Here is an 18,133-nt window from a genome sequence, read left to right as displayed (position 1 = left end):
TGAAGTATAAAGTTTTCGTTTTCGGGAGTCAGAATTCTCCGAGTCAGGAGACGAGCGCACATAAGAACATACTTCATCCTTAGGGTCAAATCTGTGACTACTTAAATATTCAGCCACAAAGGGTATCAGCAAATGATGCCCTTTTATCTATTAAACCTGTTGCATAATTAATTTTTGCTGAAAATTACTGAAAGCCTTACTAGAAAACGGTTTTGGCACTTTTTTAGCCAAAAAAGTGCCAGAAACGAAGGTTGAGAAATCGATCCGAGAGACTCAAAACCCTTGCACTTTCCAGAGGCGATTGCAAAGGGTTCTGCTTGCCAGTGGGCAAGGTCATTCTGTTATTCTGACTTCCCCTCCTGACGACCGGCTACTGACTCCTGACTGGAAAAAGGGTGTAGGGTGTGGGCTTCGGCCGTGAGCTCAGCGTTCGACAAAAGCTCACGCCGAGGTCCGAACGGGTGTAGGGAAGGAAACCTCTTTCATCTGTGGGGGTGAAAATTTTTTCATCGGGACTGACTCCTAACCCCAGCCAGGAACTTTTTGCCGCAAACCCTAATCAGAAATTTTTCAGTACAAAGGCTCTAAAATAACCCGTGCCAGTTATTGGCCAGAAGACTTGTTTTTTCAGTCTTGTGGCTTTATCATGGTTACTGTGTGGTGTGTGTGATGTGAAGGAGTAAGATGACTGCTAATAGCCAACTTATCTCCGTCAAGGCTCTACAAGCTTTGATGAAGCGAGGGTTCAAACCTTCGGTCTCTGGTAGACGGCATCAAAAATCTTGGTTAATAGCTTTAGACGGCGATACCTCAAAACGATTATTCGATATCGTTTTCTCCCTATCGGTTCTAATTTTCTTTTCGCCGCTTTATTTAATCTTAGCCTTACTGATCGCGATTAGCTCCCCCGGTCCAGTCTTCTATATGCAGAAGCGCGTCGGTCAAAACTTCCAGCCTTTCAACTGTATCAAGTTCCGTACTATGGTAATGGATGCCGATAAGGTGTTAGAGAGACTGATGGAAGACTCTCCCCAACTGCGAGCGGAATTCGAGGATAATTTCAAGCTGAAGGACGATCCCCGCATAACTTGGATTGGCAAATTTCTCCGCTTAACCAGTTTAGACGAGTTTCCCCAATTCTGGAACGTCCTGCGGGGAGATATGAGCGTCGTCGGTCCGCGGCCTTTAGTTCCCGAAGAATTGCAGAAATATGGCAATCGCATCGACAAAGTTTTAACTATTCGCCCCGGTTTAACTGGTTTATGGCAAGTTTCTGGACGTAATGACATCCCCTATCCCATGCGGGTGCAGATGGATGTGTATTACGTTAATTCCCGTAACTGGTTAACCGATATCTGGGTAGTCTTCAAAACTATCGGTGTTGTGGTTTTTCCCAAAAATAATGGTGCTTACTAAAGCGGTGGATAGTAATTAAAAATTACTCACTGCTGTTTCAATGTAATGAATCGCTAGACTGGAGGAGAGAAGGGCAAAACTTGCTTTTTTCTCCTCTTTTTTTGATAAGTAGCTGGTTATAATTAAATTAAAAATGGATTTTGCCTTTAATCCCCCCTTGATCTCCCCTTGATAAGGGGGGATGCCGATAGGCGGGGGGATCTGACAACTTTTAACGCCTACCTACTTAAAGATGATCACAGTAATACTAAATCCTGTTTAAAAAGTATAGGACAGTGGGGTGGTTACTGCGTACGCGATGCGGGGGGAAGTGGGGTGATAGGGGAGAGGGGAGCGGGGAGAAACAATTGATAACTTGGGAGTATGTCAAGGCTCTAAATCCTGAGAATATAACTCAATATTCGGTGCTTTCAGATAATCATGCTGTCCATTGTTAACGTGACAAACACATAATAAATTGCGAAAATCGTCATAAAAACACACCTCAACTCCATCAGCAATAGCATACCAAGAAGACTGATGGAAGAAATCATCCACCGTGGTGAAACTAGCCCTTAAATCATGACGATACCAAATTTGTCGATGTTGATGGGAATTCCACTTATATCCTTGAGCTTTTAGCAAGTCTCTAATCTGAATAGTCGGGTGAGAACCCTTCCCTTTTTGATTGCCGATTTCAATAGTTATATATTTTGAATTATCTCCTGGTATTGGATATTCTTGCCAATTAATTTTATTCAGATTTAAATGGGCAAGAAAGGGCGAATAGTTAGGACTTTCTGTAATTATATAGAGTTGCTCGATCGCACGGGTGATAGCCACATAAAAAAGACGACGTTCCTCGGCAACAATTCCCTCGGGATGACTGCCAAAAATTCTAGTAAAAACCCAATCGGGATGAATTAAAGGATAGGAACGATTAACCGCATCTAAAATTATAACAACTTGTTTTTCTAATCCTTTATATTTATGGGATGTGGAAATAGTCAAATGATCTCGCAAATTTTCGGGGAGATATCCACGGATTGCATTAAGAAAGTCTTCTAATTTATTTTGATAATTGACAAACCAATGCAGGTTATTTTTGCGATTGAGTAAAACCACTTCTTGATTATTTTCAATAATAATCTTCTTGATTAAACGTAATAAAGCAGGAGTAATATGATCCCCATTATGATCTTCAATCTCTCTTGGGGTTGGCTCAAAATCTTGTAGATCAACCAGTTTAACAAATCCCGACTCTTTTTTATGAGGTTGAGCGGGTTTTCCTAAACCATTCATCAAATTATTTCCTGTGGTGACAATTGCAGAGGCTGAACGATAATTTGTTGATATATTTAATTTTAGAGAATTGGGAAAATAATTAGCAAAGTTTTGATAATAGTTAAGATCTGAGCCAGCAAAACCATTAATAGCTTGCCAATCATCCCCTACACAAAAAAAACAAGCTTGAGAATTTTGCTGTCTAATGGCTGTGATCAAGCGGTAAAATAGTTCGGAAAAGTCTTGATATTCATCAATTAAAATATATTTAAGTAATCTTAAATCACCCCCACTGGATTTCCGTCTAAAAATTGTTTGTCCAGAGGTGATCAATTTAGATGCTGTTTGCATTAATCCGTCAAAATCTTCTTCTCCTGTAGCTTTTAATCTTTCTAGATACGCTCGATAAAAAACCTGTCCTAATTCTAGAAACTGTGACTCAAATTCCTCTAGACAATTATGATTAAAAATTTTATTCTCTAATTCTTCAGTGGTTAAAAACTGCTGGCGACAGCGTTGCACAAATTGAACCATCGCTTTGGTAAAATGATCGATCGAGCGTCTTTTGACTTTTGCCCAAATTTCATCTTCACTCAGTTTATTACAGAGTAAACCAAAACTTTCAAGTTTATGCTTCAGTAAATTACCAAATTGCTCCTGTGATGCTTTTATATCCCCAGGATTAAATTCAAGAAATTGCCATCGAGCTTGATTTTGAGCATTTTGCCAAAACTGACGTTTTCTTGCGGACATTTCGTCATAATCTGGATCACCCTGTAATCCAAAATATTCAATAATAATTCCTTGATTTTTGCCAGTAAATATGGTAAAGTCTGGCCGATAATTTATGCCATTCCAATCATAGTTACGTTCGTAGCTATAGAATAAATTATGCTCAAATAAAAAGTTTGCGATCGCCTTTTCGCCAAAGGATTTATAGTATCTACCATCTAATCCTTCTCTGGGTAGAGAACGACGATAAGATAACATTTCTTCTCGATTTAATAAATGACCACCTCTAACTAGATTTTCCCAATCTCCGCGAAACTTAGCCATCATTAAATCACGAATCTTTGAGAAATACTGTGGAGACTTGAGGTGATCATCAATTACTGATTGTAAAGCTTTGCTTTTTCTTTGTTCCCCACCGGATTGATCGAAAATTAGTTCTTCTTCTGGGTGAACTAACCCATAAGCTAAAGCATGGAATGTCATCACATAGGGAATGTTATTTGCTGAATTGTGTTCAATTCTTTCTCTTATTTCCTCGGCTGCTTTGCGGTTGAAAGCTAGTATTAATATTTCCCTTGGTAAAATACCACAATGTTTCTGCAAAAATAAAGCTTTGTTGACTAATGTGCTAGTTTTGCCACTCCCCGCACGCGCTAAGACTTGGATATTATTATTAACTTCTCCAATGGCTACAGACTGCTCTAAATCTGGTTTTCTTCCTAGATTTTTTTCTAGCCAAGATTGCACAAATCTATATTTTTCTTGTCCAAATTCTTCCTTAGTCAGATATTTATACAATCTTTCCTGATAAAGTTTATTGACATTAAGGAAATCATATTCAAGAGTTTGATAAATCTCCTCTAGTATTTTATTTTTTATTTCTGGTACTTTTTGGAAAATTTCTTGTACGGTAATAAAGGGAAATATATCACTAAATTGATTAATAATTTTCTCGATTTTATATTCAGCAAAAAAATTACGCTGATACTTAATATGCACAGACACGGTATCATCCTCGTATTTTATGTTGATGATTTGTCCATATTTATAATTCTTAGTGCCTTTTATCCCCGTCTTTTTCCCTTTGTATTTCACTTCTGCACGAATACGACTAACCTTTTTACCCACAAGAAGCTTCCAAGCTTGATCATAATTACCAACAAGCTCGGCAAATTCCTGAATATTATTAATTACTAATTGCTTATTTAGGTTTGATTTATCCATTGTCACCTCACCTGACCTTACATGATCGAGTGCTGTCTTTCAGCTATGTTTATTGTTCCCTAGGACAGTGGGAAACTAACAGCGATCGCTTCCCATAGACATAAAGTATAACCTAAATTGGTATTGACGAACAGCTACCGAAAAGGAAAACTTCCTAGAGGTGTGATAAATAGAATTAAATGCTTGATAATCTCGGTTTTTAGGCAAAGGGAGACAGATATCCCCCTATCCCTAGACACATAAAAGTGCGATGTCAAGAAAGAATGGCAATCATACCAAACCGGGGACTTTGCGATAGATAGAAGCGATCGATCCCCGGAATCCTACACTGGTAAATTCTACCTCATCTCCCGCTTCATAGATCTGTTCTTGCCAAACTCCCGAATCCTCGCGACGGTGACATTCAATTTTCATCTGATTTTGATGAATAAGAATGTATTCTTTTAAGGTGGGACAGGTTTGATAATCGCTAAATTTATCACCCCTATCAAAGGATTCCGTAGATTTCGATAATACTTCAATAATCAGAACGGGATAGAGAATAAAATCATCGGTATTGTTAATCTCTCTCTCGTCACAAACCACCGCAATATCGGGATAATAATAACAATTTGCCTCCTCTAACCGGACTTTGATATCGGAAGTGAGAACAAGACAGGGACTATCATCGAGATGGATACTCAATAAAGTGGCTAGATTTGTATTTAAGACAATATGGGGCTTTTTTGCGCCTACCATCGCATAAATCCGTCCTTTTCGGTACTCATGCTTGATCGGACTGACTCTTTCCCCTTCTAGATACACTTCTGGAGAGACATAAAAAAAATTAGGATTCGTCACCATCGTCCCCATGCTCCCTATCCTTGAATAACTGAATTATAGCCTTTCGGAATCATCGCTCTTGGACACAATCTCGCTAGACTTATAGATCGATGATTGTCACTTGTAATATTTATATTACAGTTATGTGACAGACTAGAGATAACGACTCTCAAAGGGACGTTATTTAGGAATGAATCCCGAAAACGATTGATATCCATAGGTTTGCTAGAATGTCCAACGCTAAAAGTTACAAAGATACCGTTAATTTGCCCCAAACTGACTTTGATATGCGAGCAAATGCCAGCAAACGTGAGCCAGAAATCCAGAAATTCTGGCAAGATGAGCAAATATATGAGAAATTAGCGCAAAATAACCCCAAAGAATTATTTATTCTCCACGATGGACCACCCTACGCTAACGGGTCTCTGCATATCGGTCATGCTTTAAATAAAATTCTCAAAGACATTATCAATAAATATAAACTGCTGCAAGGCTACAAAGTGCGCTATGTGCCTGGTTGGGATTGTCACGGGTTGCCGATCGAACTAAAGGTTTTACAAAGTCTCAAAAGCTCGGAAAAAGAGGGTCTAACCCCTTTGAAATTACGTCAGAAAGCCCACGATTTTGCCCTTCAAACGCAAAAAGAACAGTGTGAAGGTTTCAAAAGGTATGGAGTCTGGGGAGACTGGGAAAATCCCTATTTAACCCTACAACCTGAATACGAGGCCGCTCAAATTGCCGTATTCGGAAAAATGGCCCTAAAAGGTTATATTTATCGGGGACTAAAACCGGTTCACTGGAGTCCTAGTTCTCAAACCGCTTTAGCTGAGGCAGAATTAGAATATCCCGAAGGTCACACTTCCCGCAGTGTCTATGTTGCTTTCCCGATCACATCAGTTTCAACCCCGGTTTTAACGCCATTTTTGCCTAATTTATCCGTGGCTATCTGGACGACTACCCCTTGGACTTTACCCGGGAATTTAGCCGTCGCATTAAACCCAGAATTAAACTATTCAGTGGTAGAAACTAGCGAGTCTAATTATCTAATCGTAGCGACGGATTTAGTCGAAAAATTGGCCGATACTTTTAACAGGACTTTGACGATTAAAGCAACGGTTAAAGGTCTGGAATTAGAACATACTAAATATCGTCATCCTTTGTTTGACAGAGAAAGTGCTATTCTCATCGGTGGGGATTATGTCACCACTGATTCCGGCACCGGATTAGTTCATACTGCTCCCGGCCATGGTCAGGAGGATTATATCGTCGGCCAACGTTACGGTTTACCGATACTTTCTCCCGTGGATGATAAGGGAAATTTCACCGCAGAAGCGGGACAATTTGCGGGGTTAAATGTCCTGAAAGATGCTAATGAAGCGATAATTTTAGCACTGACAGAAAAGGGTGCCTTACTCAAAGAAGAAGCATATCAGCATAAATATCCCTACGATTGGAGAACCAAAAAACCGACAATTTTCCGCGCAACAGAACAATGGTTTGCTTCCGTGGAAGGATTCCGGGAATTAGCTTTAGAAGCAATTGATTCGGTGCGTTGGATTCCTGCAACCGGTAAGAATCGCATCACTTCTATGGTTAGTGAAAGAAGCGATTGGTGTATCTCTCGTCAGCGCAGTTGGGGGGTTCCTATTCCTGTTTTTTATGACGAAGAAACGAATGAACCTCTGTTAACCGAGGAGACGATTAATCACGTTCAAGCTATCTTCGCAGTCAAGGGTTCTAATGCTTGGTGGGAGTTATCTGTAGAGGAATTATTGCCTCCCAGTTATCGCGATAATGGTCGCAGTTATCGCAAGGGAATGGATACTATGGATGTGTGGTTTGATTCTGGTTCTAGTTGGAATGCGGTGGCTAATGCTCGACCAGAATTAAGTTATCCTGCGGATATGTATCTAGAAGGATCGGATCAGCATCGGGGATGGTTTCAATCGAGTTTATTAACCAGTGTCGCTGCTAATGGTATTGCTCCCTATAAAACGGTGTTAACTCACGGTTTTGTTTTGGATGAACAAGGACGAAAAATGAGTAAATCTCTGGGTAATGTCATCGATCCCAATGTGATCATTAATGGTGGTAAAGACCAGAAAAAAGAACCCGCTTATGGGGTAGATGTGATTCGGTTATGGGTGTCCTCGGTGGACTATACCAATGATGTGAATATCGGTCAAAATATTCTTAAACAGTTGGTAGATATCCGTAATAAAATCCGGAATACTGCCAGGTTTTTACTGGGGAGTTTAAATGATTTTGATCCCGTTAAGGATGCGGTAGCTTATGAAGAACTACCGGAGATTGATCGCTATATGTTACATCGTATCTCGGAAGTGTTTACGGAAGTAACGGCAGCTTTTGAAAGTTTCCAATTTTTCCGCTTTTTCCAGACGGTACAGAATTTTTGTGTTGTCGATTTATCTAACTTTTATATCGACATTGCTAAGGATCGTTTATACATTTCCGATCCTAATTCTTTCCGTCGTCGCAGTTGTCAAACAGTTTATGCTATTGCTTTAGAAAATCTTGCTAAAGCGATCGCTCCGGTCCTGTCTCATCTAGCGGAAGATATCTGGCAATTTCTACCCTACAAAACTCCTTATTTATCGGTATTTGAGTCAGGATGGCTAAACATCGATCCTGCTTGGAATAATCGCCAATTGGCCGATAAATGGGCCAAATTCCGGCAGCTACGCACCGAAGTTAATAAGGTGATGGAAACTGCCAGAAATGATAAGGCGATCGGTGCTTCTTTAGAGGCAAAAGTTTTACTTTATGTTCCCGATGAAACCTTACAACAGGAGTTAGAATTATTCAACAATTGTGATAGTTTAACGGGAAATAAAGTTGATGAATTGCGTTATCTATTTCTCTCTTCCCAAGTGGAATTAGTCAGTGATATTAGCGCGATTCAAACCGCAGAATATAAAGGAGAATCCGACTTTGTTTCGGTGGGAATCGTCAAAGCAGACGGCGAAAAATGCGATCGCTGTTGGAATTATTCCACTCAAGTGGGAAAATTTGCCGATGATCCCACTATTTGCGAGCGCTGTAATGCCGCTTTAAAAGGAGAGTTCTAAGCTAAATTAAAAGGGTGCTTTATTGTTTAATAAAGTACCCTTGTTTAATACTCAGCTAAAAACTTATTCACAGGTATTAACTCTAGGGAATAGATAATTAGGGATGGAAGATTACCAATCAGCTTTTTTACAACGTCATCAAGATACAGAAATACTGTGTAAATCTAATAGGAAAATAGCTGCTATGCACTTTGGAGGTATTACGATCGAATGTTTGCTGAAATCTATGATCTTAGCTTCGGTATCCAATAAAGAATGGAAAACTAAGTCCAATAACCCCGGACATACCATAACTAATCCGGGTCACAGTTTGACAGCTGCTCTAAAAAGTAATAATCGTCTCTATTCGAGAGTTCAAAATTATCCAGACGTGATAAAATGGATTAATATAGTAGAAAATCCTAGTCAAAATTTTATAGATATGCGTTATTCCAGCAGTGAACCGAATGACGATAAATACAAAGAGTGGTTATCAGCTTATACAGGTCTGAAAAGATGGCTTCAGAAACAAGCTACTCAACTTTAAGGAGATAGTTATGTCAGAAACTTGGTTAAGATCACTGAAACAAAAATTAACAGATATATATGTTCAAAAAGAAGCACAAGAATGGGTTGATCTCAATGTATCTACTGCTGGACTTTTGAATATAACTATCGTCAGTGATAAGTTTGAAAATTTATCAACAACTCAGCGAAGAGAAGCAGTTAAAAATGACATAGAACAACAGCATAAATCTTTAGGTTTTATATCTTTATATACTATTCAGGAGGCAGCCTCTCTCGATCTAAAAGCTCCACAACTTCTGGACGAAAAATCAATTCACACTTGGCAAGATTTAGCCTTGTGGTCAGCTAATCCACAAAATCAATCACCGTCTTCTCCTGAACTTTGTCTTCCTAGAACCGTAACTTTTTATTCTTTTAAAGGGGGAGTAGGTAGGACAACTGCTTTAATTCATGTTGCTTGGATTTTAGCGATGCGAGGTCGTAAAGTAGTAGCTGTTGACTTGGATTTAGAAGCACCGGGGTTAAGCACAGCTTTCCCCTTAAATCCCTCACCGAAATACGGAATTGTGGACTATTTTTATGAAAAATCCTATTTACCAAAAGGTGTAACAGCAAAGATTAATATCACTGAAATATTTGGAGAAGTTAATATTCCCGATGCAACGGGAAGACTATTTATTGTTCCTGCGGGTGATTTGAGTCTTGATTACATTACTAAAGTTGATGATCTGCGAGCAACAACAATTCTCGATAATGGGGAAACACTCTGGTCAAATTTTAGTCGAGAGATTCAAAATCAGTTAAAACCTGATCTTATCTTAGTAGATTCGTGTACTGGAATCAATGAATGGGGAGCTTTATCTTTACTACAGGCAGCCAACGAAGCAATTATTTTTTTATTTCCTAACGAACAAAATCAAAAAGGAATCGAGCTTCTTTTGCAATCTTTGACTTCTTTTGGCCGACTTTCGCTTAATTTTGTTTTTTCACCCGTTCCTGATTTAAGTGATACAGGAATAACTAAAGTTACTCATGCTTGGCAAATTTTACAAAAACATATTGACAAAAATATAGATATAGATGAAACTACCGATCATGATTTAGATATAGATTCAGAAGACTATCTAATCATACCTTATATTCCCTCGATCGCTCTAGCAGACCGTTATCCTGTCACTGGATTACTGGATTATTATACTCCCATTGCTAACTTAATCGATGAAGATACCAATTTTCAGTAGATAGCATCCGAGGGAACCTTGATTCCTTCTTAATTCTCGCTTTGGTCGTGCTTTGATGACATCCCAGCTGCCATTTGCCATTGAGATAAATTTCCCTCTTGACCAATTTGATAGAGCAAGTTTCTTTGTTCTATGTTAAGATGTTGGCGGCTTCGTTTTTGGGTCTGATCTGTTGTTGTATTGATCAGACAGTACCTGATGAGCCTTTTTCTGTCAACTCTTAAGGAGTCGTGCGTTTCATTTTTGAATTGGCAATATTAGGACGGATAAAAATTATGGTTAATTATCTCAGTCAAGAAGAGAAATTACTAGCAGCCGAAGAAGAAAAGTATCTAGAGGAAGAAGATGATGTGGATTTTCCTCCTGTAGATATTATTGCTTACAATGAGCAGCGATCCTGCTCTGATCTAGTTAGAATGTATCAAAAAAAACAATTGGTTATCGATCCATATTTTCAAAGAGATGTGGTGTGGACTGATCCACAACAAACTCGTTTTATTGATAGTTTAATGAAACAGTTACCGATTCCTAGTATGTGTATTAGTCTTGACTATAAGACAGATAAACGCTATATCATCGATGGATTACAACGAATTACTACCATCGTCAAATTTTTAACTACTGAAGATTGGAAGCTATCAAAATTACCCGATGTAGATTCGTCTATTTCTGGAAAAACAGTTGAGGAAATAAAAACTCAGCATGAAGAATTATATGAACGCGTAGAAAATATGACTATTCCCATCACCATGATTCGCTATGACTCCAGCAAAAAAGCTCATAATAATTATATTTTTAACATTTTCCATCGCTTAAATACCGGTGGAGTAAAACTTAATAATCAGGAGATCAGAAATTGTATCTATAATGGCGAGTTTAATACTTTTTTAAAAGAATGCGCTCAATATGAAAACTGGCTTTTGCTGATGGATCGAAAGCATCAAAAAGCATCTCGATTTGAAGATGAAGAATTAGTGCTTCGTTTCTTTGCTTTTTATGATGGATACCACAACTACAAGGGGAAATTGACCAGATTTTTAAATGATTATATGTATAAACATAGATTGGCTCATGAAGATTTTATTCAATCTAAAGATAGATTATTTAAGCAAACTGTTGACTTAATTTATGATAAAATTTCCACAGGAGAACCAATCAAAACCAGTAAAGTTATTACAGAAGGAATTCTTTTAGGAGTTGCCAAAAATTTAGATACTTTAGTCAATCTCTCCAATGATGAATTACAAGACAAGTATTCTAGATTAATAAAATCTGAACCATTTTTAACTAAAAATTTAGCTAGTGGTATTTATCAAAAAGATAAGGCTTTAGAGAGAATTAATACATCTATCAAAATTTTTTCATCTACTGGTAATGATTACTAAAAGTTATTTATTCAAGACGTTAAACAGGCTTGATCAACTCTATAATGACCCTACAGCTGATAATCAAAAAACTTCTTCTTATTCCAAACTAGCTCTTATAGAATTATGTGGCTGGATCGAGGAAACTATGGATGATATAGTTTTAAGATGTGCTAAACGATGCTTAAAGTCCCCAGCTAACCAAAAATTCATCAAAGACGAGATTATTAAGCCTAACTCTAACTTTCAATATGAAGCTTTTAGAAAAATGTTGATTATGGTTATTGGTTTAGCAACATTAGAAAAAATCGAAAAAAAGTTAGAAAAAACCGGTAAAATTAGTGCTTTAAAAGGTGATCTTGTTAATCTAAAGAGAAGTCGCAATCGAGCGGCTCATACTCATACTAAAGGTACTTTGAGAACCTATGACGCTCCTTCTAAAACTCAACATGATTTTGATAGAATATATGCTTTGTTAACAGAGTTAGATGCAGAATTGCAACGTCATAAATGTTGACTTATTTCTCGTACAATCGCTTTTAGCGCACCTTCGACAAAGACAATCAGTCAAAATTAAACCCCCTAACCGGCGAAAATTAACTGCAAGCGATCGAAAAACTGGGAAAATATTCAATTGATTCAATGTCATCTTTTTTAACTATCCTGCCCATGAATAATCAGGTCATCCGTACTGATAAAGCTCCGGCCCCTGTGGGTCCCTATAATCAAGCGATCGCCGCTACCGGTCCTTTTCTCTTTGTTGCGGGACAAATTCCCCTAGATCCCGTCACGGGTGAAATCGTCTCCGGGGAAATTAGCGCCCAAACCGAACAAGTTATGGCCAATCTAGAGGGCATTTTAACCGCTGCCGGGGCTAATTGGTCAAATGTGGTGAAAACTACCGTCTTTCTCTCGGATTTAGCCAATTTCGGGGCGATGAATCAAGTTTATGCCCGTTATTTCCCCCCGGAAACTGCCCCGGCCCGGGCCTGTGTGGAGGTGGCCCGTCTTCCCAAAGATGTGCTAGTGGAAATAGAATGTATTGCCGCTTTAGCCTAAAAATTAAGGTGGGCATTGCCCACCCTAACCTAATCTCTCTCTAGACCACCAAAGCTTCTAGAATCGTCTTATTGTAGATAATTCGCCCTACAGTAGTACGCACATACTGAGAAATTATCTCACCATCCTTCTCCCGGGTTTTGCGCTCCCGATAATATTTCCAGATGCTGCCATCGGGGAGAGTTTCCGTTTCCAGGACTTCCTCATCGGGTTTATTGGTTTTCACCTTTTCTCCGACTGGTAAACGCAACCACACAGAAGCGTGCAGATCCACCAATCCCTGATCAAAAGCGCGAATAGCGTCATCCATGCTGGCGAAATAACGACCTCCACCCTTTTGGGCCTTGGGATTTTCGGCCGTGAGATAATAACAACCCAAAACCATATCCTGAGAAGGGGCAACAATCGGGCGACCGGTCGCCGGTGAGAGAATATTATGACAGGCCAACATCAATAAGCGCGCTTCCGATTGTGCCTCCAGGGAGAGGGGAATATGTACGGCCATTTGGTCCCCGTCAAAGTCAGCGTTAAAAGCGGGACAGACGAGGGGATGTAACTGAATCGCCCGGCCCTCCACCAGTATCGGTTCAAACGCTTGAATGCCCAAACGGTGCAGGGTGGGGGCGCGGTTTAACATCACCGGGTGTCCCGTGATTACTTCATCCAAGACGTGCCAAACATTGGCATCCCCCCGTTGGATCATTTTCTTGGCTGCCTTGATATTATTGACGATGCCTAATTTAATTAAACGATGGATAACGAAGGGTTGGAACAATTCGATCGCCATTTCCCGGGGTAAACCGCATTGATAGATCTTCAATTTCGGACCGACAACGATAACCGAACGTCCCGAATAGTCAACCCGTTTACCGAGGAGATTTTGACGGAAACGCCCCTGTTTACCCTCGATAATATCCGATAAAGACTTCAGGGCGCGATTATTGGCCCCCACCACCGTGCGACCGCGACGACCGTTATCAATTAAAGCATCGACGGCCTCCTGTAACATCCGTTTTTCGTTGCGGACGATAATTTCCGGGGCGAGAATTTCTTGCAGACGGGATAAACGGTTATTGCGGTTAATCACCCGACGGTAGAGATCGTTCAGGTCAGAGGTGGCAAAACGGCCGCCGTCCAACTGCACCATCGGGCGTAAATCGGGAGGAATCACGGGAATTACGCTTAAAACCATCCATTCTGCCTGAGAACCCGTGGCGATAAAGTTATCGATTACCCGGAGACGTTTAATTAATTTTGCCCGTTTTTGCCCTTTACTTTCGACAATTTCCGTCCGCAGTCTTTCCGCTTCTTCTTCCAGGTTAATTTCCTGTAAGAGTCTTTGGATAGCCTCGGCCCCGATACCCACTTCAATGCCGACTAATTCCGAATCCTCCGCGTAGATTTCTTCTTCGATCTCTAACCATTGATCTTCGCTGAGGAGTTGTTTATAACTAAGATTGCCCGCGTTACCCGGATCGAGAACCACATAGGCATTAAAATAGACGATCTGCTCCACGTCCCGCAGGGGCATATCGAGCAGGATACTGAGATAACTGGGAATACCTTTGAGATACCAAACGTGGGTGACGGGGGCAGCTAATTTGATAAAACCCATGCGATGACGACGTACCCGGGACTCGGTGACTTCTACCCCGCAACGTTCACAGACAATCCCCCGGTGACGGACGCGTTTGTATTTACCGCACCAACATTCCCAGTCTTTGGAGGGGCCAAAAATTTTCTCGCAGAATAACCCATCCATTTCCGGTTTGAGAGTCCGATAGTTGATCGTTTCTGGTTTGGTTACTTCTCCGACGACTTGACCGTTAGGTAGAGTTCTTTCTCCCCATTGCCGAATTCTCTCGGGGGACGCTAAACCGATTTTGACGTAATCAAATCTTTGATCTGTTGGAGTCTTCATTCTGAATTTTTTACTATGGGTAATGATTCTGGTATAAGCGATCGCTCTCGCGTTCTCGATGCCCCGATGACAACTATTAGGCAGAAACGACAGTTAACTCAGTCACTTTTTCTTCGGGTCAAACTGGCCTGATCGAGTCCGGGACATTACATTATACAATTTTTCTAGTTCGATCGACCATTAAGTGATATTTTCCCAGATGGTGATGCTGCCGTCGGCCGCGGCCGCCGCTAGGTGGCAATAATCGGGGCTGAGAACTAAACTGGAGATCGGCGATAATCGCCCATCGGCAGGGGTGAGAGTTGCGATCGCCTGTTGAGAATTGGCTAACCAGATTTTAATCTCTCCGTCGGTTCCCCCAGTAAATAACCATTGACCCTCCTCTGCAAATACCAAGCTTGTCACCTGACCATTATGGGCATTAATCACCCGAATTGGCGCAAAATGACCGCTTTTCTCCGGGTGGTAGTGCCAGATCTTCACCGTCCCATCCACACAACCGGCGGCAATAATCTGACTATCGGCTGCGATCGCAATACTCTGCACCGAAGAAACGTTACCTGATAAGACGGCGATTTTTTCTCCCGATCCTAATTGCCAGAGGGTGACAGTGCCATCACCTCCAGCTGCGGCGATAAAATCTTGATTAGGAGCCACTGCTAGGGCATAAATTGCCCCCAGACTGTCATAGGAGCTAAATTCTTCGTTTTCCTGCTCTAAATTCCACTGTTTTAGGGTTTGATCGTAACTACCACTAACCAAAAAATGCCACCGAGGGGCAAAATCTAGGCCGTGAATCGAACCGAGATGACCGAGGAAAATTTGATCTAATTCCAGATTACTGCCATCGCTGGCTAAAGTCCATAATTTAACGGTTTGATCGAATCCCCCCGTCGCTAGGTGATAATCGCCCTTTCCGGTGACTGCTAGGGCTAAAATGCCCTGATCATGAGCTTCCACCGTATTAATCAGGGTTCCTCTCGCAAAATCCCAGATTTTTAGGGTACGATCCCAACTAACGCTAATTAAAAACCGTTGATCCTCGGTAATTGCGATCGCTGTAATCATTTCCCGATGGGCGGTCAGACGGCGATAATAGTGCCAATGGGGGACAGGGGGGGAAGTGGGAGTTAAATTAAGGGTAGGTAGGGTGATTTGTGGCTCATTTTCCGCTTTGGTGGCGGGAATATCCGCCGATTCTTCCTTAAGCGGCAAAATCTCTCTTTGTAAGCGACTGTAGGATTTTTCCAGATGTTCGATGCGTTCCAGCAGCGCGTTACGGTTGATGTATTGAATAATTTGATTGTAGGACTGTTCGAGGGCGAGAATATTCTCCTCTAATTCTGCGATCTCGCGTAGCGAGCGCGTTGCGACCGCAAGGTCGTTATCGCTGGCCACTGCGGGATCGAGGGACTGTATTTGGGCCGATAAAGCTTCTTTTTCTTCTTCCCACTGCTCCTGTAAATGACCGGTTATCTCGGTTAAGCGTTGACTTTGCAGGGTTCTTTCTCGGAGACGATTGAGAATATTCAACCCGAAAGTCACGACTAGGAGGAACAAAGGCAAAAACCCCGCACCCATGGCGATAAGGGTAAGCAGGGTTAATCCTAGGGCGATATATTCCGCTAATTCTAGCCCATGGAGGCGATGGTCGGTCATTTTGCAGTTACCGGTAAAGGGATTTTGATCATCTCCTGATTTCAGACTCATGGTAACGCTAATTGCCGCCTTGGGATTGACTAAAATTAATTTTTAAGCAGGAATTAAGACTTTTTCCTTAGTTTCTATCGGTGCGGTTAAAGCGGATTCTAAATCGGCCTTCCCTAGTCTTGCTTCCAAAATTTTCAGCACTTCCCGTCCAAAATCATCGGGATTTTGTCGCCATGCTTGCAGACAAACTTCGCCAAAGAATGACCCCAAAGGTTCGGGATTCCAGAGCAGTTTTTTGGCTGTCCAGGGCATTAAACTCATGGGATCGTAGTCGGGTTTAAGAATTTCTTTTTTCAAGGCGTATTCTTCTAGATGGGTGTGGGGTTGTAGTCCGATAAAAAAGATGGCTGGTTCCACTTTATCGACTCCAAAAATATTTTCTAATTCCCGATGATAGGCGATAGTTTGACGAATAGTTTCCAGGGTTTCATCAATAACATTAAAGGAATAATTTACCGAAACCAGATCATTAAAACCCGCCGCTTTTAAGTCTCGACAATTTTGTAGAACTGTCCGCAAATTATAGCCCATCCGCATTTTGCGGACTAATTCCTGAGAACCACTGGTGATGCCAATTTCAAAGTAGTTCATGCCTGTTTTTACCATTAAATCGCACAGTTTCGGGGTGAGATTATCGGCACGAATATAGGCAGCCCAATGGATATCTTTCATCCCATCGGCGAGGATTTTTTCTAATAGTTCTTCTACATCGTCGATAAATTTTCTGGCGGGGATAAATTGGGCATCGGTAAACCAAAAATTGCGAATGCCGCGGTCGTATAATTGGCGTATTTCCTTAACTACTTCATCGGCAGGATTAATGCGTACTTGTTTCCCTTCGACGACGGTATAGATGCAGTAGCAGCAGTTATGGGGACAGCCGCGCTTGGTTTGTACCCCGATATAAAAGTCGTTTTCTTGGAAATAGTAGGAAAATTCCGGCCAAATACTGGCGATGTAGTCGTAGTTACAAGCGGATTTTTCTAACGGGGTGGGGGATTCGTGGATTAAACGCGGCCGGGGTGTGGTTTCTCCGACCACATAACAACGTTCATCGCTAAAGTCCCGGCCAGAGAGGAATTTTTCTAGCAGGGTTTCCCCTTCTCCTACTGATACAATTGTTCCTGTGGGCAGTTTGGTTTTTAGTTGTTCGTAGAAAACACTGACGGCACCACCCCCGACGATAACTCGCGCTTCGGGATGGTATTTTTTGGCCCGCTGCAGCCCACGGCGAATTAGTCCCTGATTGCGCCATAATTCGCCGTAGTAGGCGGTTGTCACCTTTAAACCTCCTAAAGCACCTCGCAGCTTGATTAGGGGGTTTTTAGCGTAGTAAAATTCAAAGGCGTTTTGCAGGGGATTACCACCGCGACCACCGACGGGGGCATATATTTGAATATCCCGCCAGGAGAATACTAGCAGGGTGGGCCGAAATTCGTCAACACAGCGATCGAGTGCCTGGTTAAAGTCTAAGGGGGGGACGGTGCCAAGGTCAAAAATCCTTTGTTCGATGTCGGGGAATAGTTTATGAACGTGGTCGGAAAGATAAACCACACCGATGGGGAAAATGGGGTTACAGGGGAGTCTAACGTAGAGGATGCGTTGTGCTTGCGGTTGAGTCATGAGATTTCTGAATGGGACGAGGACGCATTCTGAGTAATCTTAATATAACTTAACTTTGTCCGGCTTGTCTGGCAGTTATCAGTTATCAGTTATCAGTTATCAGTTATCAGTTATCAGTTATCAGATGTGAGTTTTCAGTTCACTGTTTACTGTTTACTGAAA

Annotated in this window: 12 protein-coding genes and 1 pseudogene; 7 read left to right on the top strand and 6 right to left on the bottom strand. The window is 41.2% G+C overall.

All coding sequences use genetic code 11. The features are described from left to right. Positions 1–684 precede the first annotated feature (684 nt). Entirely contained in the window at positions 685–1,416 is a 732-nt protein-coding gene (locus tag B5D77_RS09105; protein ID WP_008202852.1) for a sugar transferase, read from the top strand. A 366-nt stretch (positions 1,417–1,782) separates the two neighbouring features. Here B5D77_RS09105 and B5D77_RS09100 read toward each other — a convergent pair whose 3' ends face one another. Next, positions 1,783–4,635, bottom strand: coding sequence for a UvrD-helicase domain-containing protein (locus B5D77_RS09100; RefSeq protein WP_106908698.1), 2,853 nt, complete (start codon positions 4,633–4,635; stop codon positions 1,783–1,785). Between the two features lie 270 nt (positions 4,636–4,905). After that, entirely contained in the window at positions 4,906–5,478 is a 573-nt protein-coding gene (locus B5D77_RS09095; protein ID WP_039900140.1) for a Uma2 family endonuclease, read from the bottom strand. A 209-nt stretch (positions 5,479–5,687) separates the two neighbouring features. Here B5D77_RS09095 and ileS point away from each other — a divergent pair, with 209 nt between their 5' ends. The 3 genes from ileS (at position 5,688) to B5D77_RS09080 (ending at position 10,294) form a co-directional block, all read left to right on the top strand. Beyond that, the gene (gene ileS, locus B5D77_RS09090; RefSeq protein ID WP_106908697.1) at positions 5,688–8,546 is read left to right on the top strand and encodes an isoleucine--tRNA ligase; all 2,859 of its coding nucleotides are present in this window, start codon (positions 5,688–5,690) and stop codon (positions 8,544–8,546) included. 103 nt (positions 8,547–8,649) lie between these two features. Further along, a complete protein-coding gene (locus B5D77_RS09085) occupies positions 8,650–9,072 on the top strand; it encodes a hypothetical protein (protein ID WP_008202860.1) in 423 nt (140 codons plus the stop codon). A gap of 10 nt (positions 9,073–9,082) precedes the next feature. Beyond that, positions 9,083–10,294: a ParA family protein gene (locus B5D77_RS09080; RefSeq protein ID WP_008202862.1), complete on the top strand. Its 1,212-nt coding sequence runs from the start codon at positions 9,083–9,085 to the stop codon at positions 10,292–10,294. Here B5D77_RS09080 and B5D77_RS09075 read toward each other — a convergent pair. Further along, positions 10,292–10,479: pseudogene (locus B5D77_RS09075) on the bottom strand (hypothetical protein); the annotation flags it as partial. The gene B5D77_RS09080 and the pseudogene B5D77_RS09075 overlap by 3 nt on opposite strands. A gap of 90 nt (positions 10,480–10,569) precedes the next feature. Between B5D77_RS09075 and B5D77_RS09070 the strand changes: the two are divergent. The 3 genes from B5D77_RS09070 to B5D77_RS09060 all read left to right on the top strand — a co-directional run bounded on the left by B5D77_RS09070 (position 10,570) and on the right by B5D77_RS09060 (position 12,717). Next, positions 10,570–11,679 (top strand): DUF262 domain-containing protein, encoded by a 1,110-nt coding sequence (locus B5D77_RS09070; protein ID WP_106908696.1) that lies wholly within the window; start codon positions 10,570–10,572, stop codon positions 11,677–11,679. Beyond that, on the top strand, positions 11,669–12,175 hold the full coding sequence (locus tag B5D77_RS09065; protein WP_106908695.1) for a HEPN domain-containing protein: 507 nt from the start codon (positions 11,669–11,671) through the stop codon (positions 12,173–12,175). Before B5D77_RS09070 ends, B5D77_RS09065 begins: the two co-directional genes overlap by 11 nt. A 125-nt stretch (positions 12,176–12,300) precedes the next feature. Continuing rightward, positions 12,301–12,717 (top strand): RidA family protein, encoded by a 417-nt coding sequence (locus tag B5D77_RS09060; RefSeq protein ID WP_002771650.1) that lies wholly within the window; start codon positions 12,301–12,303, stop codon positions 12,715–12,717. 40 nt (positions 12,718–12,757) lie between these two features. Here B5D77_RS09060 and B5D77_RS09055 read toward each other — a convergent pair whose 3' ends face one another. The 3 genes from B5D77_RS09055 to B5D77_RS09045 form a co-directional block, all read right to left on the bottom strand. Then, on the bottom strand, positions 12,758–14,638 hold the full coding sequence (locus B5D77_RS09055) for a DNA-directed RNA polymerase subunit gamma (RefSeq protein WP_004163413.1): 1,881 nt from the start codon (positions 14,636–14,638) through the stop codon (positions 12,758–12,760). 180 nt (positions 14,639–14,818) lie between these two features. Beyond that, a complete protein-coding gene (locus B5D77_RS09050; protein ID WP_008202872.1) occupies positions 14,819–16,348 on the bottom strand; it encodes a WD40 repeat domain-containing protein in 1,530 nt (509 codons plus the stop codon). Positions 16,349–16,390: 42 nt separating this feature from the next. After that, positions 16,391–17,971: a photosystem II high light acclimation radical SAM protein gene (locus B5D77_RS09045; protein ID WP_106908694.1), complete on the bottom strand. Its 1,581-nt coding sequence runs from the start codon at positions 17,969–17,971 to the stop codon at positions 16,391–16,393. Positions 17,972–18,133: the final 162 nt, after the last annotated feature.

This window comes from Microcystis sp. MC19 (genome assembly GCF_003019735.1).
Lineage (GTDB): Bacteria > Cyanobacteriota > Cyanobacteriia > Cyanobacteriales > Microcystaceae > Microcystis.
The sequence above is the reverse complement of the archived record's forward strand: the minus strand, read 5'-3'. Positions and strand labels throughout refer to the sequence as shown.

Excerpts from the sequence above, each read along its gene's own strand:
- B5D77_RS09105 (WP_008202852.1), top strand. The coding sequence starts at position 685 with ATGACTGCTAATAGCCAACTTATCTCCGTCAAGGCTCTACAAGCTTTG.
- B5D77_RS09100 (WP_106908698.1), bottom strand. The coding sequence starts at position 4,635 with ATGGATAAATCAAACCTAAATAAGCAATTAGTAATTAATAATATTCAG.
- B5D77_RS09095 (WP_039900140.1), bottom strand. The coding sequence starts at position 5,478 with ATGGTGACGAATCCTAATTTTTTTTATGTCTCTCCAGAAGTGTATCTA.
- ileS (WP_106908697.1), top strand. The coding sequence starts at position 5,688 with ATGTCCAACGCTAAAAGTTACAAAGATACCGTTAATTTGCCCCAAACT.
- B5D77_RS09085 (WP_008202860.1), top strand. The coding sequence starts at position 8,650 with ATGGAAGATTACCAATCAGCTTTTTTACAACGTCATCAAGATACAGAA.
- B5D77_RS09080 (WP_008202862.1), top strand. The coding sequence starts at position 9,083 with ATGTCAGAAACTTGGTTAAGATCACTGAAACAAAAATTAACAGATATA.
- B5D77_RS09070 (WP_106908696.1), top strand. The coding sequence starts at position 10,570 with ATGGTTAATTATCTCAGTCAAGAAGAGAAATTACTAGCAGCCGAAGAA.
- B5D77_RS09065 (WP_106908695.1), top strand. The coding sequence starts at position 11,669 with ATGATTACTAAAAGTTATTTATTCAAGACGTTAAACAGGCTTGATCAA.
- B5D77_RS09060 (WP_002771650.1), top strand. The coding sequence starts at position 12,301 with ATGTCATCTTTTTTAACTATCCTGCCCATGAATAATCAGGTCATCCGT.
- B5D77_RS09055 (WP_004163413.1), bottom strand. The coding sequence starts at position 14,638 with ATGAAGACTCCAACAGATCAAAGATTTGATTACGTCAAAATCGGTTTA.
- B5D77_RS09050 (WP_008202872.1), bottom strand. The coding sequence starts at position 16,348 with ATGAGTCTGAAATCAGGAGATGATCAAAATCCCTTTACCGGTAACTGC.
- B5D77_RS09045 (WP_106908694.1), bottom strand. The coding sequence starts at position 17,971 with ATGACTCAACCGCAAGCACAACGCATCCTCTACGTTAGACTCCCCTGT.